The sequence below is a fragment of the Shewanella sp. M16 genome (assembly GCF_018224605.1).
In the GTDB taxonomy this organism is placed as follows: Bacteria; Pseudomonadota; Gammaproteobacteria; order Enterobacterales; family Shewanellaceae; genus Shewanella; species Shewanella oncorhynchi.
Map to the genome: position 1 here is coordinate 55389 of NZ_JAGTUL010000018.1, position 25369 is coordinate 80757.

Annotated in this window: 23 protein-coding genes; 13 read left to right on the top strand and 10 right to left on the bottom strand. The window is 46.2% G+C overall.

Going from position 1 to position 25369, the window contains the following annotated elements:
* Positions 1-92: 92 nt before the first annotated feature.
* The 4 genes from KFE26_RS13325 (at position 93) to KFE26_RS13340 (ending at position 3416) form a co-directional block, all read left to right on the top strand.
* Entirely contained in the window at positions 93-881 is a 789-nt protein-coding gene (locus KFE26_RS13325) for a ScpA family protein (protein ID WP_212600690.1), read from the top strand.
* 3 nt (positions 882-884) lie between these two features.
* A complete protein-coding gene (gene scpB, locus KFE26_RS13330) occupies positions 885-1481 on the top strand; it encodes an SMC-Scp complex subunit ScpB (RefSeq protein WP_011788946.1) in 597 nt (198 codons plus the stop codon).
* Entirely contained in the window at positions 1474-2349 is an 876-nt protein-coding gene (gene rluB, locus KFE26_RS13335) for a 23S rRNA pseudouridine(2605) synthase RluB (RefSeq protein WP_028760991.1), read from the top strand. The genes scpB and rluB overlap by 8 nt, the downstream gene beginning before the upstream one ends.
* A 101-nt stretch (positions 2350-2450) precedes the next feature.
* Complete coding sequence (locus tag KFE26_RS13340) at positions 2451-3416, top strand: exo-alpha-sialidase (RefSeq protein ID WP_212600691.1); 966 nt, start codon at positions 2451-2453, stop codon at positions 3414-3416.
* A 145-nt stretch (positions 3417-3561) separates the two neighbouring features.
* Here the strand turns inward: KFE26_RS13340 and KFE26_RS13345 are convergent, their stop codons facing one another.
* Positions 3562-4299 carry a YciK family oxidoreductase gene (locus KFE26_RS13345; protein WP_212600692.1) on the bottom strand — a complete coding sequence of 246 codons (738 nt, stop codon included), beginning with the start codon at positions 4297-4299 and terminating at the stop codon, positions 3562-3564.
* Between the two features lie 262 nt (positions 4300-4561).
* Here KFE26_RS13345 and KFE26_RS13350 point away from each other — a divergent pair, with 262 nt between their 5' ends.
* Together KFE26_RS13350 and sohB are read left to right on the top strand one after the other, a co-directional pair.
* Positions 4562-7045, top strand: a complete 2484-nt coding sequence (locus tag KFE26_RS13350) for a VolA/Pla-1 family phospholipase (protein ID WP_212600693.1) — start codon at positions 4562-4564, stop codon at positions 7043-7045.
* A gap of 111 nt (positions 7046-7156) precedes the next feature.
* Positions 7157-8173 (top strand): protease SohB, encoded by a 1017-nt coding sequence (gene sohB, locus KFE26_RS13355; RefSeq protein WP_212600694.1) that lies wholly within the window; start codon positions 7157-7159, stop codon positions 8171-8173.
* A gap of 87 nt (positions 8174-8260) precedes the next feature.
* Here sohB and KFE26_RS13360 read toward each other — a convergent pair whose 3' ends face one another.
* Positions 8261-9328 (bottom strand): DUF3083 family protein, encoded by a 1068-nt coding sequence (locus KFE26_RS13360; protein ID WP_028760986.1) that lies wholly within the window; start codon positions 9326-9328, stop codon positions 8261-8263.
* Between the two features lie 145 nt (positions 9329-9473).
* A complete protein-coding gene (locus KFE26_RS13365; RefSeq protein ID WP_028760985.1) occupies positions 9474-10073 on the bottom strand; it encodes an arylesterase in 600 nt (199 codons plus the stop codon).
* Between the two features lie 52 nt (positions 10074-10125).
* Between KFE26_RS13365 and KFE26_RS13370 the strand changes: the two genes are divergently transcribed.
* The 3 genes from KFE26_RS13370 to lepB all read left to right on the top strand — a co-directional run bounded on the left by KFE26_RS13370 (position 10126) and on the right by lepB (position 14281).
* On the top strand, positions 10126-10854 hold the full coding sequence (locus KFE26_RS13370; protein WP_212600695.1) for an ABC transporter ATP-binding protein: 729 nt from the start codon (positions 10126-10128) through the stop codon (positions 10852-10854).
* Positions 10855-10856: 2 nt separating this feature from the next.
* Positions 10857-13352: an ABC transporter permease gene (locus tag KFE26_RS13375; protein ID WP_212600696.1), complete on the top strand. Its 2496-nt coding sequence runs from the start codon at positions 10857-10859 to the stop codon at positions 13350-13352.
* Positions 13353-13618: 266 nt separating this feature from the next.
* Positions 13619-14281, top strand: a complete 663-nt coding sequence (gene lepB / locus KFE26_RS13380) for a signal peptidase I (RefSeq protein WP_212600697.1) — start codon at positions 13619-13621, stop codon at positions 14279-14281.
* A gap of 75 nt (positions 14282-14356) precedes the next feature.
* On the opposite strand, the gene gltS is transcribed toward lepB, so the two are convergent.
* From gltS to folX, 3 genes are all read right to left on the bottom strand, one after another.
* Positions 14357-15580: a sodium/glutamate symporter gene (gltS, locus tag KFE26_RS13385; protein ID WP_113940752.1), complete on the bottom strand. Its 1224-nt coding sequence runs from the start codon at positions 15578-15580 to the stop codon at positions 14357-14359.
* Positions 15581-16113: 533 nt separating this feature from the next.
* Positions 16114-17007 (bottom strand): TIGR01777 family oxidoreductase, encoded by an 894-nt coding sequence (locus tag KFE26_RS13390; RefSeq protein WP_212600698.1) that lies wholly within the window; start codon positions 17005-17007, stop codon positions 16114-16116.
* 87 nt (positions 17008-17094) lie between these two features.
* The gene (gene folX, locus KFE26_RS13395) at positions 17095-17457 is read right to left on the bottom strand and encodes a dihydroneopterin triphosphate 2'-epimerase (RefSeq protein WP_006082167.1); all 363 of its coding nucleotides are present in this window, start codon (positions 17455-17457) and stop codon (positions 17095-17097) included.
* Between the two features lie 98 nt (positions 17458-17555).
* Here folX and KFE26_RS13400 point away from each other — a divergent pair, with 98 nt between their 5' ends.
* Entirely contained in the window at positions 17556-18665 is a 1110-nt protein-coding gene (locus KFE26_RS13400) for an AI-2E family transporter (protein WP_212600699.1), read from the top strand.
* Positions 18666-18671: 6 nt separating this feature from the next.
* A complete protein-coding gene (locus KFE26_RS13405) occupies positions 18672-19589 on the top strand; it encodes a class I SAM-dependent methyltransferase (protein WP_131523541.1) in 918 nt (305 codons plus the stop codon).
* Positions 19590-19691: 102 nt separating this feature from the next.
* Here KFE26_RS13405 and KFE26_RS24195 read toward each other — a convergent pair whose 3' ends face one another.
* Positions 19692-19820 carry a hypothetical protein gene (locus tag KFE26_RS24195; RefSeq protein WP_263146341.1) on the bottom strand — a complete coding sequence of 43 codons (129 nt, stop codon included), beginning with the start codon at positions 19818-19820 and terminating at the stop codon, positions 19692-19694.
* A 236-nt stretch (positions 19821-20056) separates the two neighbouring features.
* On the opposite strand from KFE26_RS24195, the gene KFE26_RS13410 reads away from it, so the two are divergent.
* Positions 20057-20278: a hypothetical protein gene (locus KFE26_RS13410; RefSeq protein ID WP_212600715.1), complete on the top strand. Its 222-nt coding sequence runs from the start codon at positions 20057-20059 to the stop codon at positions 20276-20278.
* A 110-nt stretch (positions 20279-20388) separates the two neighbouring features.
* Here the strand turns inward: KFE26_RS13410 and KFE26_RS13415 are convergent, their stop codons facing one another.
* The 3 genes from KFE26_RS13415 to ackA all read right to left on the bottom strand — a co-directional run bounded on the left by KFE26_RS13415 (position 20389) and on the right by ackA (position 24765).
* Complete coding sequence (locus KFE26_RS13415) at positions 20389-20823, bottom strand: hypothetical protein (RefSeq protein WP_212600700.1); 435 nt, start codon at positions 20821-20823, stop codon at positions 20389-20391.
* A 477-nt stretch (positions 20824-21300) separates the two neighbouring features.
* Positions 21301-23454, bottom strand: coding sequence for a phosphate acetyltransferase (gene pta, locus KFE26_RS13420; RefSeq protein WP_028760976.1), 2154 nt, complete (start codon positions 23452-23454; stop codon positions 21301-21303).
* A 111-nt stretch (positions 23455-23565) separates the two neighbouring features.
* A complete protein-coding gene (ackA, locus tag KFE26_RS13425) occupies positions 23566-24765 on the bottom strand; it encodes an acetate kinase (protein ID WP_107948097.1) in 1200 nt (399 codons plus the stop codon).
* Between the two features lie 141 nt (positions 24766-24906).
* On the opposite strand from ackA, the gene yfbV reads away from it, so the two are divergent.
* On the top strand, positions 24907-25350 hold the full coding sequence (gene yfbV, locus KFE26_RS13430) for a terminus macrodomain insulation protein YfbV (protein WP_081729091.1): 444 nt from the start codon (positions 24907-24909) through the stop codon (positions 25348-25350).
* Positions 25351-25369 lie beyond the last annotated feature (19 nt).

The window sequence follows — 25369 nt, forward strand, 5'->3', positions numbered from 1 at the left end:
GGCAGTTTTATCGTCGTAGATTTACAGGTATAATCGCGCGTTTGGCGTTAGCCTAGGTTGGATAGCGCAGTGTTAACGGAGCAAGATAGCGGATGCAGGGCACGCAACAAAGTTTACCCTTAGCCGTTATTCGTGGTCAGGCAATGACCGAAATGCCGCTGGATTTGTTTATTCCGCCGGAGGCATTAGAAGTATTCCTCGAGTCCTTTGAAGGGCCATTGGATTTGCTTTTATATTTGATCCGTAAGCAAAAATTAGACGTTGTCGATTTACCCATTCAGCAAATCACCGCGCAGTATTTAGAATATATTACGTTGCTGACTCAGGCTCGAATTGAACTTGCCGCCGATTACTTAGTGATGGCGGCAACGCTTGCCGAGATTAAATCCCGTTTGCTGCTGCCGCGTATGGTGGCCGAAGATGAGGTTGAGGAAGATCCACGGGCACAGCTTATTCGGCAGCTTAAAGCCTATGAAGTGATTAAAGAAGCGTCGCAAAAACTCGATGATTTACCGCGGCTCGAGCGGGATGTATTTCAAGCCAAAGCAGTGGCAGCACCCGACATTAAGCCGTTAATGATCCCGCCAGAAGTCTCGTTGTTTGAAATTGCCCGCGCCTTTGGTGATGTACTCAAACGTATCGATGCCTATGAAGATCATCACGTTAAGCGTGAACAGTTATCGACCCGTGAGCGTATGAGCCAGATTTTAGCCATGTTGAACTCGGAAGGTTTTACTGCATTTGAACGTTTATTTACCCTAGAAGAAGGCCGTGCCGGCGTGGTCGTGACCTTCTTAGCTTTGATGGAATTAGTCAAAGAATTATTGGTCGAATTGTACCAAACAGAGCCGTTTTCAACTATTTACGTTAAGGCCTATTAATTGATGCAGATAAATCCGACTCAATTAAAACAGCTTATTGAAGCGAGTTTGTTTGTATTGGGGAAACCCTTGTCGGCGAAAATGTTGAAAGACACTGTATTGGTGGATTTCACGGTTTCCAGAGACAAAATAAAAGCTGCATTGGATGAGCTGCAGCAGGATTATCAAGACAGAGGTGTGCAACTTGTGAAAGTCGCTGGAGGTTATCGCTTCCAGACCTTAGAAGTCTTGAGTCCATTTTTGCAGCCCCTGTGGCAAGAAAAGGCGCCTAAATATTCGCGTGCGACATTAGAAACCTTGGCGGTGATTGCTTATCGTCAACCAGTGACTCGCGGCGATATTGAACAGGTGCGCGGTGTGGCTATAAGTAGCCATATCATAAAAAGTTTGTCAGATAGACATTGGATTAAAGTAGTTGGCCATAAAGAAGTACCGGGGCGACCCGCGTTATATGCCACTACCTTAGAATTTTTAGCATATTTTGGCTTAGACACCTTAGCGGATTTACCGCCGTTGTCGGATACTGAGTCATTGCAGGCGGTTTTTTCAGGTTTGAAATCAGCGCCAGAACAGTCAGAAGAGCAAAATACTAATGAGTGAAAAATTGCAGAAAGTCTTGGCCCGTGCAGGCCATGGCTCCCGTCGTGAGATGGAGGCATGGATTGCTGCAGGCCGAGTTAGTATTGATGGTGAAATTGCTAGCCTTGGGGATCGTATTGAAGCTGATGCTAAAGTGCGTATCGATGGCAGAGCCATTTCGTTAAAGTCTGCCGAAGATGTGATTTGCCGTGTGCTGGCATATCATAAACCTGAAGGCGAAATTTGTAGTCGTAAAGATCCTGAAGGCCGTCCAACGGTATTCGATCGCTTGCCTAAAGTGCGTGATTCACGCTGGGTAGCGGTTGGTCGTTTAGACATTAACACCTCAGGCTTATTGTTGTTTACGTCAGATGGTGAGTTGGCTAACCGTTTAATGCATCCATCGAACGAAGTCGACCGCGAATACGCAGTGCGTACCTTTGGCGAAATCCCTGAGGCGACAGTGCAACGTTTACGTACTGGCGTCATGTTAGAAGACGGCCCTGCGCAGTTTGATAGCATCAAACCAGCGGGCGGCGAAGGCATGAACCAGTGGTGGCATGTGTGTTTACGCGAAGGTCGCAACCGTGAAGTGCGCCGTTTGTGGGAATCCCAAGAAGTGCAAGTGAGCCGTTTGATCCGTATTCGTTATGGTATGGTCGAACTGCCAAAATCACTGCCTCGCGGTGGCTGGGTTGAATTGCCCGTAGAGCAAGTTAACTACTTGCGTAAGCTGGCAGGTCTTGAGCCCGAAACTCGTACTATGCTCGCCGCTGATAAACACAGCGTAGCCCGTGCTCAGGTGAAGAGTGCTAAAATTCGCCGCGCCGTACGTAAGCATAAAGTGACCGGTTCTGGAAAACCTAAGCCATCGCGTCAGCGCAGCTAAGTTGTTTTATCCCAATGAAAAAGGCCGCTAAGCGGCCTTTTTGCTTTCTGTTATTTGCAGCTATGTTATAACAAGTCTCAGTTGGATTGAGGAGTGAATGAATGAAGCTAATTTCAGTGAAACGGATTTGGGAGCACGCTGTCCATAATGCGTTTACCGATTTAATCACGTTTCAGGGGGCACTGTTTTGCGTTTTTCGTGAAGGGACTGCCCATGTGTCACCCGATGGTGCGCTACGAATTCTACGCTCAGCGGATTTAGGCGACACTTGGCAGAGCGTGGCGCTGATCCGTTCGGATGAGGCGGATTTACGCGATGGCAAACTGATTGAGTATCAAGGGGAATTACTCTTACTCGGCGGCGGGACTTTACACGATAAGTCTGGTTTACAATCACATCTTTGGCGCTCAGCCAATGGGCTAGCGTGGTCGGATGCGTTAAAAGTCGCTGATAAAGGCTATTGGTTATGGCGCTTAACTGAGCATCAAAATGCACTCTATGGCGTGGGTTATCGCGCTGGGCCCGATGGTGATACCCGTTTGTATAAGAGTGAGGATGGGGTGAAGTTTGAAACTTGGCTAAAGCTGTTTAATAATCAAGGTTATGTCAACGAAACTGCCATTGTTTTTCATCAAGAAAACGGCTTTTGTCTATTGAGGCGCGATCCCGTATGGGGCCCAGAATTTGTCGGTTTACTCGGCCACAGTCGCGCGCCATTCACCGATTGGCAATGGCAAGAACTCGATAAGCGCATTGGTGGGCCAGTGATGTTGATGTATCAATCCCGTTTGTTGGCTGTAGTGCGTTTATATGATGAACAAGTTAGAACGGCTTTAGTTGAAATTCATCCAGATACTGGCGTGGTTCAAGAACTACTGACACTGCCATCGAAGGGCGATACCAGTTATGCGGGCGTTGTGATTGACGGAAATGAGTTGTGGGTAAGTTATTACTCCAGCCATGAGTTAGCTGACTCACCGCTGGATACGCAAAATTCGCTTGATGAATCAAACAGAGTCGCCAAAGCTAAAACGATGATTTATTTTGCAAAAATTCAGTTAAGCTAAGATTGGCGGTGCGCTATCTTTGTTGTACTTAATGTCATCGACAAGTTCGGGTTTCATTTTGAGAATATCTAAAATAATAAAGAGCCATAAATAGGCCCTTTAATATTGCTGAATCATACCGGCAGAAACTCAATAAGCGATTCGATTACTGTGCGTTAAACTGCTGTCCGTTGACGGCACTAGAATCTTGACCCACCAAATAGAGATAGGTCGGCATGATCTCTTCAGCGGTTTTGAGATCCAGTGGATTCTCTGCAGGGTAGGCTTTAGCGCGCATCTCAGTGCGGGTAGCTCCTGGATTGATGCTGTTAACTCGAACTGAGGTGCCATCGCATTCATGGGCGAGAACTTGCATCATGCCTTCGGTGGCAAACTTAGAGAAAGCATAAGGTCCCCAATAGGCGCGGCCTTGACGACCCACACTGCTCGACGTAAAGATAATAGATGCACTGGGTGCTTGGCGCATCACAGGTAGTAATGCTTTAGTTAGCATGACTTGGGCCGTGACGTTCACTTTTAGCACGTCTTCGAGTGATGGAATATCTATGTGTTCAAACGGGCCTAAGGCACCGAGCAAGCTAGCGTTATGTAATAAGCCGTCTAAATGATCGAATTGCTCGGCTATGGTATCGGCCATATCGCGATAATTTTGTTCCGTTGCGCCCTTAAGATCCAATGGCACTATGGCAGGTTTGGGATAACCAGCTTGCTCTATTACGTCGTAAACTGCTTCCAATTTTTTCACTGTTTTACCAAGTAAAATCACAGTGGCGCCGTGTTTTGCAAACTCAATGGCGGCGGTACGGCCTATGCCAGCACCAGCGCCTGTGACTAAAATCGTCTTGCCCTTGAGTAAATCTTTTGCTGCTTGATATTCCAACATGAGTCTCTTTTTCCTCTTGGCGAGAATGCCCGCCACTTCTAGAGTCGCCGAAGTGATAAACGCATGTTTCAAACAAATGAATGAAACTTTGTTATCAATAGCTAAAATCTTTGTGACAAACTTGTGGCTAACTCAATATTTTTACGTTAACTTGAAATGAGTTAGGGGCTAACATAAGCCCTATTGGTCACAGATCTAAAAGCTATTGTGACTAATTTCTTGGGGAAAACAAAACTATTACAACAAGATTTGGGGAAAAAAGATGAAAAGACTCATTTTGGGTGTTGCGATTGCATCTGCACTGGGCCTCACAGGATGTGGTGAGGACAGTTTTAATGAACTCAAGGATAAGACAGAAGTGCTCATCCCTGAATCGCACATGGTGTTCGACCCTGCTAATTCAAAAGTTCCATTACCGAATGATTTGCTGTTCAGTGGCACCAAAGATGGCACATTATCAATTCCGGGTGAAAGCTCGGGCAATTATGTTGATCCACAAATAGCGCTTGGGGCGTTAGATGGGTGGTCGACAACATCACCGATTTCTATTGATATCGATTTGGCGAAAAAACATGACGGTACACCGCTAACCTTAATGGCGGCATCGGTTGCGCAACCGGGTGCTGTCAGAATGTTTGAAGCCACAGTAGGCGGCGCATTATCATCTGATCCCGAATGTAAGGCTAAACCGTCAGTTTCAGCCTGTAAAGTGGGCGCTGAGTTGCAGTTTGGCGTTGACTTTATATCAACCGCTTCGGGCAAAAAAGTGGTGATAATTCCGCTTAAGCCACTCAAAGCCGGGCAATCTTATATTTATGCGACAACGAATCTTATTCAAGATTCTGAAGGTCGAGGTATCGCTCCTTCAACGACCTATGGTTTGTTGAAGCTGGATATCAATACGTTACCTTTAGAAACGCCAGATCAATTGATGCTGCAAACCTTAGTGAACAGTTATGAGAAAGGGATTGCTGCGGCCCATAAGGTCGATCCTTTAACCATCAGTTACTCTGGCTTATTTACCACTCAGTCTGTTGCTAACGTCTATGAAACCACCAAATTGCTGATGGCGAAGGGTGCTCCCTATGCACCAAGCTTTGCCCAGATGCCAACACCGACTGGATTGACTGTGGCTCAAGTGGCGGGCTTAACACCAGCTGCTGGAGCTGCCTATGTTGCCGCAAACTTGGCTGATGTGTATACGGCAAAAATTAAACTGCCTATTTACGGTGATTGTTCTTCAGTTGGTTGTTTATCCGCTGAAGGTAAACCATTAATTAATGGTCATTGGAAAGCACAAGGTGATAGCCCTGTCTCTGTGCTACTAGCACTGCAAGCGGGCACACTCAGCCAGAATAATTTTGGTATGCAAGCGGTGGCTAATGGTATTGCCAACCCTGCTGATGCTTTAGCCAATCCCTCGTTAATGGCGGGTAAAACATGGGTTTTAGACGATGGTACGGCAGTTGATAAAACCAAACATCTGACTAAATTCAATCCTATTCCAGCAATCAAAGGTTATGAAACAGTATCTGTACTGATTTCTATGCCCAATGCAACGAAATTGGCTGCTTTTTATCAACAGCAAGGTCGTGAGTTTATTCCTCCTACATCTGGTTGGCCAACAACAATTGCCCTTCATGGTTTAGGTGGCGGTAAAGAAATGTCATTGGCCTATGCCGGCACGTATGCGGCAATGGGGGTTGCAACTGTTGCTATTGATATGCCACTTCACGGTGCGCGTTCATTTGATGCTAACGGTGATGGGATTTATGAAGTCTCTGCGACAGATCCTGCCTTCGGTGCAGTTGTCGGTAAACCGGACGCCTTTAAAAATGGTAACCCGTTGGTGTTTGTGAATATTTCTAGCACCTTGTCGGTGCGAGATAACTTCCGCCAAGCGACGATGGACCATTTAGGGGTGCGTCTTGCCCTTACGGGCTTAGCACAGGGCTTAGCACAAGCAGGTCAGCCGCAAGTATTTGATGTGACTAAAATCAGTGCTCAAGGTCTGAGTTTAGGCGCCATTGTGGGCACCGATTTTGCGACCTATGCCAGCACAGGCATGAAGAATCCAGCAACCGGCGATGCCTTGCAAAATGCTTATGCTATCAATGCTGTATCCTTAGTTGCGCCAGCAGGTGGATTAGCAGGATCATTCGCAGGTTCTGCAACCTTTGGCCCAGTACTGTTTAGTAATATTACGGCATCTGCAACTTTCCAAGCACAGGTCGATGCGGCTAATACAGCAGGTTATGAGCCTGGTAGCCCTGAATATGCGGCACTGGTGCAGGGGGTATATGCCCAATTTATTCCGACGTTTGCCTTTGCGGTTCAAACAGCGGTAGATTCTGCAGATCCTGTTAACCATGCTGCTATGTTAAAAGCGACAGGCTTACCTGTGCACTTAATTGAAGTGGCGGGTGATGGTAACGGTAACTTAGCAGATCAAGTGCTGCCTAATCGCGTCGATAACTTCCCATTATCGGGCACTGAGCCGCTGATCGCTGCCATCGGGCTACCTTGTGCCGATAGCACGAGCAAAGGTCATGGTGTTGTGCGCTTCGCTAAAGGTCACCACAGTTCGATTGTTGATCCTAAAGAAAAGGAATCAACGGATGGTATGGCCGCGGCTGCCACGGTTGAAATGCAGACTCAAGTGGCAACCTATGCAGCTACTGCAGGTAAGGGCGATGCGACGATTTTAGTGACAAACAGTGAGGTCATTGCGACTTGTCCTAACTAATCTTGCCTTAATCGGAAAAACCCAGCCTTTGCTGGGTTTTTTTATGGGCCTTTAGGCTGTTAGAATAGCGCGCAATTGACTGAATGATGTAACGCCCTAACGGAGAACACTTTGGAATTTTTATACGAGTATGGAATGTTTTTGGCGAAAGCCATCACAATAGTGGTCGCAATCGTTGCCGTTATTATTGTGGTGTTGGCTTCCACTGTAAAACACAAGTCAGATAAGGGCGAGCTGAGGATCACTAACTTGTCTGAAGAGTTAGAAGAACTTAAGCATGGCTTAAAAGAAGAACTTCTGTCAAAGAAACAATTCAAAGCCTATGAAAAGCAATTAAAAGCTGACGAAAAGGCAAAAGACAAGGCCGCAGATGAAGCCTGCACGGGCAAAGTGTTCGTGATTGATTTTAAGGGCAGTATCGATGCCGCTGAGGTCGCATCACTGCGTGAAGAAATCAGTGCAATTATCGCTATCGCAGAAAAAGGCGATGAAGTGGTTGTTAATGTTGAGAGTGGCGGTGGTATGGTGCATGGTTATGGTTTAGCCTCCAGCCAGTTAGATCGCTTACGTCAAGCTGATATTACATTGACTGTCTGTGTTGATAAAGTGGCTGCCAGTGGCGGTTATATGATGGCCTGTGTTGCGAATAAAATTTATGCTGCGCCTTTTGCCATTGTCGGTTCAATTGGTGTTGTCGCTCAACTGCCTAACTTTAATCGCCTGCTGAAAAAGCATGAAATTGATTATGAGCAACATACGGCCGGTAATTTTAAGCGCACCTTGACAGTATTTGGTGAAAACTCCGATGAGGGAAGACAGAAGTTTCAAGAAGAACTCGAAGAAACCCACGTCTTATTTAAAGCGTTTGTTGGTAAGTATCGCCCTGAGTTGGATTTAGTGAAAGTCGCCACTGGCGAGCATTGGTACGGTCAGCAAGCCATTGAATTAGGTTTAGTTGATGCGATTTCGACCAGCGATGATGTGATAATGTCACTCGCCACAGAGCGTACTGTGTACAAGATACGTTATCAGGTGAGAAAGAAACTCGCCGATAAAATTGCCCACGGTGCTTCTTTGTCTGTGAACGCTATTTTCAATCGCCTCATAGAAAAAAATCGTCCTATGTAATTCTGTCTATTGGTGAATAAAAGTAAAAACGCCTGCATTTGCAGGCGTTTTCATTTGCTGAGCTTTCGCGGCTAATACCGAAGTGGGTTAGATTTGATAGCTGATATGTTGATGGAAACGTACGATGAGATCTTCACGCTCCGGATCGACACCTATGTCGGCTGCGAAGGCCTTCAGAGCCGTTTCAACATTGTTCATAAAACGACCGAAACCCGAATCGTCACAGTCCTTAGTACCTGCCACTATGGTAAAGTGCGCGGCTTCGACTAAGTTATCGGCATCCCAACGACGGATAACTTGTTGCTCAGTCGCATTAGGATCGAACCCTATCATTTGTACTTCGGCTTTGCTGTCGAGCTTTTCAAACTTACTGTTACGCACAAGTGGTGTTAAGCCGTTCGCTATCATAGCAAGGCGTGTCAGTTGTCTATTAGCTGCCGCTTTGAGGAAGCAGTCTTCAAGATGCTGATATAAAGGCGTAAAGTCAGTGGCTGAGTCAGGTAATAAACCCTGTTTGAGTTTGCGACTCAGCGGCAAGCTCACCGTCACATAGGTAAGAGAGCTAACGTTTTCTGGTAACTCACATTTTCTGGCTTTATATCTTGGGCCGATGGCGCGCAGTTTATAACCATAGGTTTCTTTATAGCCCTTAGCTTTTGCGAACAGATCATAGGATAAATGCTGATGGTCTCGGACCTTAACCTTAAGATCGCTTATTGGCATTAAGGGCATTAATTCAGTGAGTAACTCACGCACCTTGATATGGAAACTGGCGGAATTACTGCGAATATCGTCACCTGTGGCGAGAAACACAATGCGCAGTTTACGGGCGCGATAGTTTTCTTGCGAGAATAAGTTTTGGGCTTCGTGGTAGGCTGGGTTATAAAAAAATAGAATTTGTTCAGTGGTTTGGAAGCAATATGCTTCGGTATGGTAACGCACTACTGGCAGTTTATCGTTAGTGATCACGTGAACATTACGGAGATCGTGTTGTTCTGCCAAATTAAATATCAAACGGCTTAACGTTTGATAACAGCTTTGATAATCGGGATATTGATTGAGTAGCTCATCCGTCACCTTGATTTCGGCTGTGATGTATTGATTTGTACGGGCTTCCTTGGGTATGTACACTTTTTGCTGATGGCTAAGGGACATATTGACTCCTTGTTTGAGTTAACCATTTGCTAACACGAATTTTACTGTTTATCTATAGGGTTAATCTTGCGTTAGAACACGTTTTTATCCGTTGAGTATGAGTTTAGCTAAGTAAGCGGTTCGTTAGCTTAAAATAGCAGCTATTTTATTGGGTTAACGCATTTTCTATCCATGGTTGCATCCAAGCCGCAATCTGAGCTTGTGCCTTTTCGTTGGGATGAATGCCATCCCTTTGCATTAATTCTGGATGGGGCGCGATATCCTGCATAAAGAAGGGGATCAACACTATATCCTGGGTTTTAGATATGTCTTGATACACTTGGGTGAACTTTTGGGTATAGCGAGGGCCATAGTTAGGCGGTACCATGATCTCGGTCAGCAGCACTTTTGCGCCGCTATCTTTGGCTAGGGTAATGATTTGGATTAGATTATTTTCGAGTTGCGTTGGGGGGAATCCACGTAAACCATCATTACCTCCTAGCTCAACGACCACAAGATCGGGAGCAACAGAATCGAGCAAGGCGGGTAATCGGCGTAGGCCGCCCGCTGTGGTTTCGCCGCTCACTGAGCCATTGGTAAACTGATGTTCGGGCAGATTTTTTTGCAGTAGTGCTACCCAGCCTGACTGTTCTGCCATGCCGTAGCTAGCGCCTAAGCTATCGCCGAGGATCAGTATCTTTGCCGCGTGAGCGGGCGTGACCATGAGTACACTCAGTAGGATGAATGCCCCTAGGGTCTTCGCCATTGATTTTAATCTTAGCGATTGATACCAGAACGATTTATATAAGAAGGATCCTATGTCTAACGTCATCTTAAAAAACAGTGCCATTAATGTTGTTAACCTCGAAAAATCAGTGATTACTCAGGAAGGAACGCTCACTATCCTCAAGGGCATTAACTTAGATGTCAAGCAAGGTGAGAGTGTGGCTATTCTCGGCCCATCAGGTTCAGGCAAATCCACCTTATTGGGATTGCTTGCGGCGCTTGATACGCCTACGTCGGGGGAGATTTGGCTCGATGGTGTGGCATTATCACCACTGAATGAAGAGCAAAAAGCTGCACTGCGTAAACAGAAGGTCAGCTTTATTTTTCAATCCTTTATGTTAGTTGATACCTTAACTGCGCTCGAGAACGTCATGTTACCCGCCGAGCTTGCAGGCGTGAGCAATGCCAAGGAAAAAGCGCAGGCCATGTTGGTGCGGGTTGGTTTATCCCATCGCTTGACCCATTTACCCAAACAGCTTTCGGGTGGCGAACAGCAAAGGGTGGCAATTGCCCGCGCTTTTATCTGTGAACCTACAGTTTTGTTTGCCGATGAACCAACAGGCAATTTAGATAGCGTCAACGGCCATAAGATTGCCGATATGTTGTTTGAGCTTAATCAAGAAAGCCATACAACTTTAGTCCTTGTTACCCATGATCTGCTGCTGGCCAAGCGGTGTGAGCGTCAATTGGTGATGGATAACGGCCATTTACAGGAAGATATCACTCAAACAGAACCGCTAGCCGATGTTAAGGAGGCTTAATAATGGAGTTAAGTCTGGCATGGCGCCTGTTTAAACGCGAGTTACAGCAGGGACAATTGTTATTGATTATCCTCGCTATTACGCTCGCGGTTTTGTCTGTGAGTGGCTTGGCGCGGGTGAGTGAACGTCTGCAAGTGGCAATTAGTGGTCAAGCTTCACAGTTTATTGCTGCCGACCGTATTATCGATTCGCCGGTTAAAATTGATGCGGCGATTTTATCCAAAGCCGAAGCGCTTGGGCTTAAGCATGTGACTAACATGCAATTTAATTCCATGGTCTATTCGGGAGATAAGTTTCAGTTAGTCACAGTACGCGCCGTAGAGTCGGGTTACCCGCTTAAGGGCGATATTGAACTCACCAGCGGTAAAACCAAGGCGTTACCTCAAGCGGGCGAAATCTGGTTTGAGACTCGCTTAGGCGGACTTTTGGGTTATCCCAAATCCATCGAACTAGGTAACAGCGAATTTGTGCTCAGCAATGAGATCAGCCGCTTACCCGACGCAGGTTTTAATCCTTTTGCTTCATCGCCGGTGGTATTGATGCGGATGGAGGATGTCGCCAAAACAGGTGTTATTCAACCAGGCAGCCGCGTGACCTATCTGTATCAATTTGCTGGCGATGAAGCCTCGCTTACGGCCTTTGAGCAAAGTGTTAAACCGCTTTTGAATAGCACCCAACGTTGGGTCGATGTGCAATCCGGTGATTCACCGATTGCGGGAGCGGTTAAGCGAGCGGAGCGCTTCTTACTGCTGGCAAGTTTGATGGGCATTGCATTGGCCTGCGCGGCGATAGGTATTGCCGCCCAGCGTTATTGTCAGCGCCATTACGATGTGGTTGCCATGCTGAAAACCTTTGGCGCCTCGGCAAAGCAAATTCGCCTGTTGTTTGGTACTCATTTATTGTTGGTAACGCTACTGGGAATTGGTCTAGGTCTAATTGGGGGAGGGTTACTCGATTTTGGGATCAGTTATCTATTGCCACCCGAAATTGCGGCCTATTCACCGCCACTCACACGGCCATTATTACTCGGTATCAGCACTGGGCTCATCAGCGCCTTTATGTTTTCGGCTTATCCATTGATGCGTTTACTGGCTATTCCGCCACTGCGGGTGTTGCAGCGCCAGTTAGAAGGCTTACAGCTTGGTATGTGGCTGCATTTGCTACTGAGTCTAGGGGCTATGGCGCTACTGGGCTATTTGTATTCCCAAAGTTGGACTTTGACTCTGACTGTGGTCGCGGCTGTGCTATTGCTGGCTGTGCTATTAAGTCTGCTTGGATTTGTGATGATACGAGCAGGACACAGTGTTGGTATGAAGACTACCAATCCTTTGCAATTAGCGCTGGCGGGGCTAAGGCGTCGTGCGCGGCAAAATGCGGTGCAATTGGTTGGCTTTAGCGCTGCACTGGTACTGTTATTGACGATTTTGGCGCTAAGACAAGATTTACTTAACGAATGGCAAAAACAGTTGCCCGAAAATGCGCCTAATTATTTCCTTGTCAATATTGCGCCTGATGATGCAAAGCCCTTGAATGATTTCATGACTACTAAGGGGATAGTGGCGACGGACATTTATCCGGTGATCCGTGGCCGGTTAACCCAAATTAATGGTGAAGCACTGATTTCGAATGAACAGTCCGAAGCGGGTGAAAAGGGGAGAGTGGGCATTTCGCGCGAGTTAAATCTAACGTGGCGCAATACACTGCCTGCTAACAACGAATTGTTAGAGGGGCATTTTAATCAAGCCGCTGATGAAGTGTCGGTGGAGTCTGGCGTGGCGGAGCGTTTAGGTATTGGTCTTGGCGATAAGCTGACTTACGTGATTGATAATCAAGAGCTCACAGTTAAAGTTGCCAGTATTCGTGCCGTGCATTGGGAAACACTGCAACCGAACTTCTTTATGATTTTCACCCAAGAAGCGCTCGCGCCTTTTGCTTATACTTCGATGGCGAGTTTCTATCTGAATGATCAGGCGACTAACGATAAGACTATGAATGCTGATGGTACGCCTAAGGATGCAGTGATCCTTGCGCTTATTCAGCAATTCCCGACCATATCGATCATAGATGTTGGCGCTATGGTGGGGCAGTTGCGGCAGATAATTGAGCAAGTGTCGCTGTCGTTGTCTTTAGTGCTGGCCTTAGTGTTATTAGCCAGTGCCTTAGTCTTGATTGCACAGACTGAGGCTGGCATGGCAACTCGGCAACGTGAACTGGCGGTGTTACGTACCTTTGGTGCTTCAGGATGGTTATTGCGCAGTGCAACGGGTTTAGAGTTCGCCTTACTTGGCGGTATTGCGGGTGTGTTAGCCGTAATTGTGGCCGAATTTGCGTTATATCTACTTAAGACGCAAGTATTTGAACTTAATGTATACATGCACTGGCCTTGGTGGGGTATTGCCCCTGTTTCTGGAGCCTTAATCGTCGCCTTACTAGGGGTTTGGCGTTGTCGACAATTGCTCAGCCAATCTTGCTCTGAGCTATTAAAGGCTGGGAGCTAGGGCGGTTTGTGAACTCTGTTGATGGGCTAAAACATAAAGCTTATTAAGACAACAAGCTGAGCCAACATTAAAAGCACTGATGCGACATAAGCTCAGTGCTTTTTTGTTATGGGGTTGATTCTGCTGCACTTGAATTGAATATGCTTTTTACATCGGCTTACAAATTGATCTGTGCTTAAGCAGGTAGCAACAGAACTTAGTGCAACGCAATGGGTCTATCTAACTGAGAACAGCGACTAGCTTATATATGCCATAGAGGGAATATTATGTTCAAAGGAATAACAAAACTGCTTAAGGATAATCGCTCCTTTTTTCTGTTTATCAGTTTAATGTTAGTGTTCAGGAGCGCTGTGGCCGATTGGAATACTGTGCCATCGGGTTCTATGCTGCCGGCTATCGTCGAGGGTGATCGCATTCTTGTTAATAAGATGGCTTATGATCTTAGGGTGCCATTTACGCATATCGCATTAGTCAAACTGGCAGATCCTGTTCGCGGCGATATCGTGGTATTTGACTCGAAAAAGGCCGATAAAAAGCTGATTAAGCGGGTAATAGCTGTGCCAGGCGATACTGTGATGATGCAGGATAATCGCTTGTATTTAAACGGTGAACTGCTCAGCTACACATCCCAAGCATTGAGTGCTTATGCTCCCGCTGATGTGACAGAAATGCAGGAAAATTTACTTGGTATGGTCCACAGTATTCGCCTTAACCCTGTACCCTCAAGGCTTGCCAATTTTGGACCTGTCACAGTGCCAGATGCGCATTATTTAGCCCTGGGTGATAATCGTGATAACAGCGCAGACTCTCGGGTTATTGGCTTCGTGCCCCGTGATGAGATTGTTGGCCGTTCAAGTTCAGTCGTTTTCTCCCTTGATTATGATGATTATTACCTGCCTCGGCCTGAACGCTTAATGCGTGAATTCTAGTCTTAACTATTTTGAACCATGAAATAGGGCGCCAAAGTCGGCGCCCTATTTTTTAAGTGATTGAGTTATAAACAACTACTTCATAAAGCTCAGATAGCCCTGTAAGACAATTAAGTTAACTATGTCGATGAAGAAGGCACCGACGATAGGTACTACCATAAAGGCTTGGGGTGATGGCCCTGTGCGTGATACTAGCGCGCCCATATTCATTACCGCTGTTGGGGTTGCACCCATACCAAAGCCGCAGTGGCCACCGGTGATCACCGCAGCATCGTAATTACTGCCCATGACTTTGAACGTCACGAAATAGGCAAAAATGGCCAACACTGCGGTTTGTACCAGTAAAATCACCAGTAGCGGGATCGCTAAATCAAAAATTTCCCATAACTTTAAAGTCATTAAGGCCATTGAGAGGAAGAGAGACAGCGCGACAGTCCCTATCACATCGATACTTTCGGTATGGGGTTTGTAACCGCGGGTGAGTTCTGTGAGATTAGCGATGAGCACGCCAAGAAAAAGAGCATATACAAAGTCGGGCATCTTTAGCCATGCAATACCCGATTGGCTGATCCACAGCGTGAGCCATTTTGATCCTGCAACACACAACAACAGCACAAACAGAGTTTCTAATATGGTTTTGGCGGTGACTTGGTCTTCTTCTAAGTGATCATAAGTGACTAAATGCGGATGTTCACTGTGATGCTTGCGGCCAACCCCATAGCGAGAAACGAGATTATGTTTACCGATTAATCGCTGTGCGACGGGGCCACCGATGATCCCACCCATGATCAAACCAAAGGTTGCCGCGGCCATAGCAAACTCTAAGGTGTTGATACCGTAGCGCTCAGCAAAGGTTTGTGACCAAGCGACGCCAGTACCATGGCCGCCCGACAGGGTAATTGATCCTGCGATAAGTCCCATGATGGGATCGAGCCCCAATAGGCTGGCTAAACTGACGCCGACGGCATTTTGAATCACAATATACACTGAGGCCACACCTAAAAAGATGAAGACTTTTTTACCACCGCTGAGCAATAGCTTGTAGTTTGCCGAGAGGCCAATGGTGCTAAAAAACATCAGCATTAAGGTATTTTGCAGTGATAGGCTGAAGTCGAGACTGATATTTTGAAAGTGAAGAAATGTAACTCCCGCGGCGACAACTAGGCCACCCACTATGGGTTCGGGGATATTATATTGCCTGAAGACACGTACATGGCGATTGATAGAGTGGCCGATAAACAGCACGAAAATGGCAATTAAAAATGATTCTAGCTCGCCAATCATATAGGTCGTGTGCATGAAAATTCCTTACAAACTGTCTAAGTGCGGGCGTTTCATTGGGCACAATGTCCAATGAGAAGTAACCCATCTTGTTATTAAGTACCTGCTAATGCTGGATGTTAAGCGCTTGATGTCGAGGACAGATCAGTGTTAATCCGATAAAAAATTTAAAGGACGAGTAGGCGCGAGTGTGTATCGTTTTATGGTCTACAGACCAAGAACAGCAGATTAAATAGCCTGTTCCTGAGCATAAATAACTGTCTATTTATGAGGTGTTGCTGAGTCTATCTGTGGTCAAGGCTGAGGCGGTTAATGCGTGCCTCCTATGACCGAATGGAGGCGAGTTTAGCAGAAAATGGACGTATTGTCGCTAAATCATAATAGAAATCATGATGTTACATTCTTGTTTTTCTAGTGTTGCTAAAATAATGGCAAGATTGACGTTACAATATACCTGGTTGTTGAGCGGATTTGAGTACTAAGATGCCACCTGCATTAGCCACTGATTTTATCAGCATATTAAAGCTGAGTTTAGGCGCTAGCGTGCTAGCCTATTTGGCTAACACGTTTGTTAAGGCGTTATCGAGATCACTGAATTGAAACTGAAAACCCGCTTCGAGGGCATGTTTGGGGTAAACAAATTGCCCTTCCGTCAGCAGCTCCGACATTTCGCCCATCGCTAAGCGTAATGCAAGCGGTGGGGTCGTGATTAACGCTGGGCGATTAAGTGCTTTTCCGAGCGCTTTTGTAAACACAGCGTTACTCACTGGATTGGGTGCTGTGGCATTAAATATGCCTTTACAGTGTTGTTGAGTGAGTAAAAAATCAATAAGGGAAATGAGATCCTGCACATGGATCCAGCTCATACCTTGGCGTCCATGGCCAATTGGGCCACCGAGTCCGAGTTTAAATGGCGGTAACATTTTCTCTAAGGCACCACCTTTACCTAGCACGATACCAATACGGATAATGCAGACTCGTGTGTGCTCTGAGGTTGCATTTAGCGCTTCTTGCTCCCATTTTCGACAGATGTCATGGCTAAACTCAACATGGGCACCACTAGACTCATCGAGTAATTTATCATCGTGCCGCCCGTAATAACCGACTGCCGAACCACTCACCATGATCTGAGGAGGAGTGCTACTCTGTTGTATTAGCTGAGTTAATCTTGCCGTAATATCCCAGCGACTATCACAAATGCGTTGCTTCTGATTTTTACTCCAACGTTTAGCGACTATGGGTTCACCCGCAAGATTTACGATGGCATCAATGTGATTTAAGTCGCTTAGCACATCGAGACTCTCGAGGTAATGGTGCTGATTGCCGAGCACTTTTTGTGTTTGTTGCACTGAGCGAGTTAATAACGTCAGTTGATGATATGGCGCCAGTCGTTCGACTAATTGGCGGCCAATAAAGCCGCTTGCGCCGGTGATCAGTATATTCATGGAACCTCTCTTAATTGGTTAAGCTCTGCGGATATATACCAAAATGCGGTGTGCAACGATCACTTAGTCGGAGTATTTTTAGCCAGATTATTTTTGATAACATAACTCCATCGAGACTGAATCGGCAAAGCGTAGTGCATGGGGCTTGTCGATTTCGACACTGGCAAATTCAACCCAAGGATGCTCACTGGCGATGGCCAGCGTTTGGCTGGTGAGATTTTCGAGTAATGAGAAACGGTTATTCTCAATCAGTTCAATGATCTTTTTGGTGATTGTGCGGTAATTGAGCGCATCCTCGACATTGTCACTGTTGCGGGCACGTTCGGCACAATAATGGATCACGACATTAATGATCACGTCTTGGCGATTTTGGATTTCATCTTCTTTAATGCCAATAAAAGTACGAAGTCTTAAGTTTTTAATGCGTATAATCGCGGTTTCTGGTTTCATAATGACAAATGGCTATCTTAAGCTAAAGTTGCTGAGGTTAAGTGGTTTCAAGGGTTAGCCTAACAATTTTATCTAAGATCAAGAAGGATTTTTAATAAATGACTCGACCTAATGCGCCCTCTGCTGCTTATCGTGGCTTTGCGGTTATGGCCTTTGTAGTGATTATTTTGGCAGGGATTAAGGCGGCGAGCCCGATTGTGGTGCCGTTTGTGCTGTCCAGTTTTCTTGCGGTGATTTGTAATCCTGCAATCGGTTTGATGACAAAGTTCCGTGTGCCTAAATGGCTGGCAGTGATCCTCTTAATGGGTTTTATTGTGTTGATGGGCCTATGGTTAGCCTCAGTCGTTGGCAGTTCTGTCAACGAGTTTTCTAAACAATTGCCCCAATATCGCGATCAGCTGGTGGAGCAGTTTTCGTGGATTATCCATAAATTACAGGCATTAAATATTCAGATTTCGAAGGATCAGGTATTAGCCTATTTTGACCCAGGTATGGCCTTGTCTATGACCACCAATATGCTATCGGGTGTCGGCAATGTGATGGCGAATTTATTTCTGATCATCCTCACTATCGTCTTTATGCTGTTTGAAGCTCAGTCGCTGCCAAAGAAATTGCATCTGGCATTGGACGATCCTGATATGCGCTTAAAGCAGATTGACCGTTTTTTACAATCTGTGAATCAGTACATGGTGATCAAGACCTTAGTGAGTTTGGCTACTGGGATCATTGTTGGTGTGGGGTTGACCTTCATCGGCGTGGATTACGCCATGTTATGGGCGGTGATTGCTTTCCTGTTTAATTACATTCCCAATATTGGTTCTATCATTGCCGCCATTCCAGCGGTGTTGTTGGCCTTTATTCAGCTTGGCCCTGCGGCTGCGGGGGGGACTGCACTTTTGTACGTGGGTGCCAACATGGTGATGGGCAATATCATTGAGCCTAAATTTATGGGGCGCGGCCTGGGGTTATCGACCTTAGTGGTATTTTTATCATTAATTTTCTGGGGCTGGTTATTAGGTTCTGTGGGCATGTTGCTGTCAGTGCCATTGACTATGGTGGTTAAAATTGCCCTCGAATCGAGTAAGAGTGGTAATTGGTTAGCCATTTTATTATCGGACGATATTGAAGATAAGTTCTTGGCCAGTAACACGGAAAATTCAATTCCCGATGGCGATGAAGCCAATACAAGTGCAACTGAGAGTAAGTAGTAGAAGATGCAAAGTTTTATACAAGCGCTAGCGACAATTGAGTTAGGTGATGATGCGGTGCGGTTATTCCACGGCCGCGGTGGGCATTACGTGGGGTGTGAGCACCTATGTTTAGATTGGTTTGCACCCGTACTATTGCTGACCAGCTTTACTCCCTTGGAGGATACGGATTTAACTCTCTGCCAACAGGCGATTGCAGCGCGCTGGCAAGCTATTCGGCCAGATAGCCAATTGAATTTAGTCTACCAATACCGTAGTGCGGGGGAGACGTTTACCCAATTATTGCAAGGTGAAGTGCCTGAGCCGCATATCGTTAGCGAAAATGGCGCACGGTTTCAGGTGCACCTAATGCGCGGACAAAACCACGGACTCTTCCTCGATATGGCTAATGGCCGCGAGTGGGTGAGAGCAAACGCCCGTTATAAAAAGGTGCTTAATTTGTTCGCTTATACCTGTGGTTTCTCGGTCGCGGCATTACAAGGGGGCGCCGATGAAGTTGTGAATATGGACATGAGCAAAGGCGCATTAGGCATAGGTAAGCAGAACCATTTGCTGAATGGCTTTAGCGCGGGAGCCCGTTTTTTAGGCCATGATATTTTTAAATCTTGGGGCAAACTGAAAAAGCTCGGTCCCTACGACATTGTTGTTGCCGATCCACCGAGCAATCAAAAGGGCAGTTTTGTTGCGACTAAGGATTATGTGCGTTTAATTAGGCGTTTACCTGAGTTGCTTGCCGAGAATGGCGAAGTATTACTGTGTCTAAATGCACCTGAACTCGATACCGCTTTCCTGCGTCAACAGGTAGCGGAAGCAGCACCTGCACTCGAATACATAGAGCGCTTAGCCAATCCGCTAGCCTTTATGGATGTGTCGGAAGAGAAGTCACTTAAGGTGCTTCGCTACCGCCTATCGACTCAAGCCTAGGCCTGATTTAGCTTAACTGGCCAGTATTAACTGGCCTTTTTTGTCGGCTTAGGTTGAGTGTTTAGCTTTCTACACTGTCGCTTATTACACAGCACTTATTCTTCAGTAGCTTAATCGCTCTGATAGCTGCGATCGCCCATAGGTTTCAATCACTTTACTGACTTGATGTTGGTCTAAGTGTTTGAGGGTGGAAATTTCACCATAAAGCCTGCCCTGAACATCTAATGGCATTCCCTAGATTCATTTTATGTAAGCGATTTTTGTTAATCGCTTTTGTGTATAAAGCGAATGATGAAATGGCGTCAGCATGGTCTCAATATCCTCGTAGAAAGTGAAAGTCTTTCATGTAGAAGTACTGATTGTGAGCTATTCAAATGATAACCAGCCTTAAATGCCATGCTTGGTGATACAAAACTGAAAGTTTTCTGTAATTATGGCTTTTGCTTTGTTATACTCCCGCCCACGGAATGTATCCCTTTCCCCATAGGCAAAATGTCAGCATAGAATGGCAAGCCTCTGCGACCTTACCCAATCAAGCAGGAGTTGTTATGGAAGTTCATGAATACGAAAATGCTTATTATCAAGTGAAAGACGATGTACTAACGTCTTTACCTGCTGAAAGCGAAGAAGAAGTGATCCAGGCTGAATCGATAACGATTAAACTGACGGTACTTATGAGTCGGAAATAACAGAACAAGCACAAAAAATAGCAACCTTAGGGTTGCTATTTTTTTGGCTGAAAGTAAGCAGAATGATTGTATGACAAGGTATGCGCGGTGAAAGCAGGCAAGAAAGGGGGTTAACCGTTAACTTTGCGCTTTTCAGGCAGAAGTTCGACGATAATCCATTGGCTCCCAATTTTGTGTAGGCGTATGGTCCTGTCATCAATCCATGGTTGACCACCTTTAAGACCTTTCATTTTGACCACAACAATGACGTCTTTGGTAAATTTGCGGAAGAAGTCGATATCGATATCATCAATTTCCATTTCAACATTGGTCATAGATAGGCCGAGCATATTACGCTGTACGGCTGCGGCAATGTGGTAATGGGTGAGCACTTGTTTAATGGGATCGTCGACGTATTGCTTGGCTTGTTCAACATTACGATCAACATAAATCGCTTGAAAAAAGCCTAAGCTCACTTCTTCCGGTGATAACTGGCGCTGCTCTTGCGTTGAGGGATCGCCACAACCGAAGAGAAACAGGAGGGTGAAAAAAAATAGAGTTCGCATAAGTTTTAGTTATTGGAATTTGTTCCGAGTATCGCGATTTTAGCTGTAATGTACAAGTCTTGTCGTGATTCGCTGTCTATTGTGAAAAGCATTGACTCAAACCTCATGTGTGTGGCATATAGTTAGGAGTCATATAAAAAGGTTATCCACAGAAACTGTGGAAAACTATGTTGAAGACTTCAGTGATACTTTGTAAGTCACTGATATTGTCTTGCTTTATTTGCTGGTCAAAAAGTGACGCTTTTCTGCTTTCCATTATGTTCCACTTCTACTTGTGGATATTTTTCGCAATTTGCCGAGCTTATTCACACTGCATAATTCGATATTTCTCGTTTTTTCTTCATCTTTTGTAATTTCGACTCATCCATTAAGCGATTCTTACGATCAACGGTATGGTTTACGCTAAATTTGAGCATAAAAAAGCACCGGTAATAACCAGTGCTTTTTTGTGCGTAACGCTATGCAGATTTAATGCTGTTAGCCTTTCGCTGCGTCGTTTTGTGCGGCTTGAATTGCCGTTAGGGCGATAGTGTAGACGATGTCATCGACTAACGCGCCGCGAGACAAGTCGTTCACAGGTTTGCGCATACCTTGCAGCATAGGACCAATACTGATCAGATCGGCGCTTCGCTGTACGGCCTTGTAAGTCGTGTTGCCTGTATTAAGGTCTGGGAACACGAAAACGGTAGCTTGACCAGCGACAGGGCTATTAGGTGCCTTAGAGCGGGCAACGTTTGGCATAACCGCCGCATCGTATTGCAATGGACCATCAATAATCAGATCTGGGCGTTTTTCTTTGGCAATACGGGTTGCTTCACGCACTTTATCCACATCAGAACCTGTACCAGAGTTGCCAGTTGAGTAGCTGATCATTGCCACTCTTGGCTCGATACCGAAGGCTTTTGCTGATTCTGCCGATTGGATGGCGATATCTGCTAACTGCTCAGCATTGGGATCTGGGTTAATCGCACAGTCACCGTAAACAAGCACTTGATCTGGCATCAGCATAAAGAAGATGGATGAAACTAAGCTTGAGCCCGGTGCCGTTTTGATCAATTGCAGTGGTGGGCGAATGGTATTGGCTGTGGTGTTAACCGCACCAGAAACGATACCGTCGACTTCGTTTTGCGCCAACATCATAGTGCCGAGCACCATGTTGTCTTCTAACTGTTCACGGGCAACGACTTCAGTTAAGCCTTTGCTGCGACGCAGTTCCAACATAGGTTCTACGTAACGGTCGCGCACCTCTTCTGGATCGATAATGATCACGCCTTCGCCAAGCACCACATCTTGCTGTGCGGCGATACGCAGGATTTCATCTTTTTTGCCTAAAAGTACACAGCGAGCGATACCGCGTTCGGCACAAATGGCCGCCGCTTTAATGGTACGCGGCTCATCACCTTCTGGCAGCACCACAGTCTTGTGGGCGGCACGCGCCAATTCCGTGAGTTTGTAACGGAAAGCCGGTGGTGACAGGCGATGCTCACGGGGCGAGTTTTTAGTGACACTTTCAATCCACGTTTGGTCGATGTGGCTGGCCACATAATCCTGCACCAGATCGATACGAACCGCGTCATCGACGGGTACTTCATGGTCGAAACGTTGAATGTTGAGCGAGGTTTGCCAAGTGTTACTGTCGATCAAGAACACAGGTAAACCAGTTTCAAAGGCCTGTTCACACAGCTTAAGGATTTCTGGCTCTGGCTCGTAGCTACCTGTTAATAACAGGGCACCAATTTTCACGCCGTTCATGGCCGCAAGACAGGCTGATACGATCACATCTGAGCGATCGCCTGAGGTTACAAGCAAGGAGTCAGTCTTGATATGAGTGACCATGTTCGGGATACTGCGGGCACAAAAGGTTACTTTACGCAGGCGGCGGGTATGCATTTCACCAGCATTTAGAATGCGTGCACTTAAATGTTTCGCTAAATCCGACGCACGAGGTGCAACAAGATCAAGGTTGTATGGCACGCTGCCTAAAATGCGCAGTGGGCTCTTACCCGGCAGTTGGAACATGCTGGCCGCATCTGAGCGTTGAACACCTTGGTGATCAAAGACTTCAGATAAGTCAGGGCGCGCGCGACCTTCGTCGTCAACGGGGGCACCAATCTTGTTGATCACAGCACCAATTAAGCGTTTATTCTTTTTCCCGCCCCAAGAGTTATAGGCGATTTCGAGGCGATTCATTAGCCCTGTAGCCGTATCACTGCCTGGTGTGGCAATAAAAATCACGTCGGCATCCATAGCTTTAGCGATGGCATAGTTCACATCATCGGCGAAGGGATGATTACGCGTTGGTACTAGACCTTCGACAATTAAGGTCTCTGTGTTGCTAGCGCAATCGGCCGCACGGGCAATGATTTGCTCCATTAAGACGTCGATTTGGTCGGCGCGGATTAAGGCTTCGGCATGGGCCATGTCGAAGGGCTCTAAGGGATTTACTGTTGGCGATTTGCTCAGAATAGTGGTCGAGCGTTCTGGGCCATTATCGTTTGGACGAAGCTGAGAAATAGGCTTAAAGAACTGAACCTTAACCCCGTGGCGCTCCAGTGCGCGCACCATCCCAAGGCTTAAGGAGGTCAGGCCGACTCCGGTACCTATGGGGATTAACATAATATTACGAGACATAAAAACCTCTAGTTTCGATGGTTTTTGGCAGAAGAGTTTCTGCAAATTTGCTTGTGAGTACGGCTACGTAAGGTATAAAGCCGTTTGGGTGAGCAAACGGCTTAGGTCTTTTTATTTGTTGATAAGTTTAATGGAATCTTCGGCGATAACCCATTCTTCGTTCGTTGGGATCACCATGGCAATCGTGCCTTTATCTTGGGTGATGATACCTTTCTTACCGAAACGCGCCGCTTTGTTGCGCTCACTATCGACATGGAAATTGAATATTTCCAGCATGTTGAGCACTTTTTCACGGATTAAATCTGAGTTTTCACCAATACCACCGGTGAAGACGACTGCATCTAAACGGCCCAGTGGCACAGTGTAAGAGGCGATGTACTTGGCTAAGCGGTAGCAGAAGATTTCTAAGGCTAAGGTCGCGCCTTTATGACCGTCTGCGTAACCTTCTTCGATGCCGCGGCAATCGTTAGTCAGCTCGGAAATGCCCAGCAGACCACTTTGCTTGTTCATCAGGTTATTCACTTCTTCTAAGGTGTAACCCAGTTGATGAACTAAGTGATAGATGATTGAAGGGTCAATATCGCCACAACGTGTGCCCATGACTAAACCTTCTAATGGGGTTAAGCCCATAGAAGTGTCGACACTTTTGCCACCTTTGATGGCAGTGACTGATGCACCGTTGCCTAAGTGAGCACAGATTACATTCGTTTCTTCAATTGGCTTGTTGAGCATTTTGGCCGCTTCACGGCTAACGAATAAATGACTCGTGCCATGCATGCCATAACGACGGATACCGTGTTCACGGTATAACTTGTAAGGCAGGGCGTAAACATAAGCTCTGTCTGGCATGCTTTGGTGGAAAGCGGTATCAAATACAGCAACCTGTGGCAATTTAGGGAAAGAGGCCATTGCCGCGCGGATGCCGATAAGGTGAGCAGGATTGTGCAGTGGGGCTAATGAAGCACAATCTTCGATACCTTTGATCACGCTCTCATCGATGATCACTGAGCGAGTGAATTTCTCACCACCGTGAACGATACGATGGCCAACGGCTTGAATTTTTGCTGCTAATTCAGGTTGTTCCGCAAGAATTTTATTAACAATGTATTCAACTGCTTCACGGTGAGCCGTAAATGCACCTAAGGCTGCTTCATGTTTTTCGCCGTTGATTTTCCATTTAATGCGAGAGTCTTCTAAACCAAAACATTCGGCTAAGCCAGAAATTTGGTCGTCACCTGTTTGCGCGTCAATGACGGCAAATTTGAGAGAAGAGCTACCGCAATTGAGAACTAAAACCAGTTTATTTGACATGTGTAAACCCTTTGCCATTGTGTTTAATATAACGATTCAAAATAATGAGGAACTGCGGTGTTTTTACCATATCAGTCTTGGGGCGATTCGCCAGATTGTGCTATGGTAAGAGCAGTATTCCATTGTAGTTGGTGTCTAAGATTGAGCATTAAGATCCTCAAAACCTTAGGTGATGGTCATCAGTATATGAAGACTTGGCCTATGGTTAGACAACTGGGTTTTTATTTTCCTGAGTATCGGGTCGTCCGAGCGACTCAGCTCGCCATACTGGTGATGCCAGTGCTGGCGATTTTTGTGAGCATGAGCCAGCTGTATATTCATGGTTGGGCATTTCTGCCCCAAGCTGTCACTCTCGGTTTATTTTTCATCAGCTTACCGTTACAGGGGCTGCTGTGGTTAGGCTGGCGAGCTCGCCATCCATTACCGTTAACGCTGTTCGACTGGATTAACCAGTTGAGTGCGAAGTTGTCATCCATGGGTATCAATTGCCACACGTTAGGCGCTAAAGCCTGTTACCTCGATATGGCACTGATTTTAAAAATAGCCTTTGAGCGTTTAGATGCCAGTTATTGGGAAGAACTTTAGGCCGTTGCCGCGGTTATCC